Below are 559 nucleotides of genomic sequence, written 5' to 3' on the forward strand. Positions count from 1 at the left end.
CAGCCGCAACGCGTCTGCGCGCTGATGCAGCAGGCGCTGCAGGGGCTGCTGCAGGCGCTGGAGACGGACCCCGAAACGACGCTGGCCGCGCTGCCGCTGCTCAGCGAGGACGAACAGGCGCAGCTGCGCCGCTGGCGCGAAGACGCGCAGCAGCCGCTGCAAGGCCCCGGCGAGGTGCTGCGCCGCGTGCAGGCGCAGGCGGCGGCCACGCCGCAAGCCATCGCGCTGGAGCAGGGCGATCAAAGGATCAGCTATGCGCAACTGCAGCGGCAGTCGCTGGCGCTGGGCGGCTGGCTGGCCGCGCGGGGCGCGGGCGAGGAGGACCGTGTGGCGGTCTGCATCCCGCGTTCCATCGCGTGGACGCAGGCGCTGCTGGGCACCTGGCAGGCGGGTGCGGCCTATGTGCCGCTGGATCCGCAATGGCCGGACGCGCGGCTGGCGCAGACGCTGCGGGACTGCGCGCCCAAGGCGGTGCTGACGCTGGGGGCGGCGCAGCACGAGCGCATGGTGGGGCTGCTGGACGGCGCCGCGGTGCCGGTGCTGGACCTGGGCGAGCCGT

Annotated in this window: 1 protein-coding gene; it reads left to right on the forward strand. The window is 75.0% G+C overall.

Translation table 11 applies throughout. The annotated features are described in order from the left end of the window. The coding region (locus LZ017_RS21810) for an AMP-binding protein (protein WP_241399034.1) at window positions 1–559 on the forward strand (559 nt) is incomplete at both ends.

This window comes from Pelomonas sp. CA6 (genome assembly GCF_022549225.1).
Lineage (GTDB): Bacteria > Pseudomonadota > Gammaproteobacteria > Burkholderiales > Burkholderiaceae_C > Roseateles.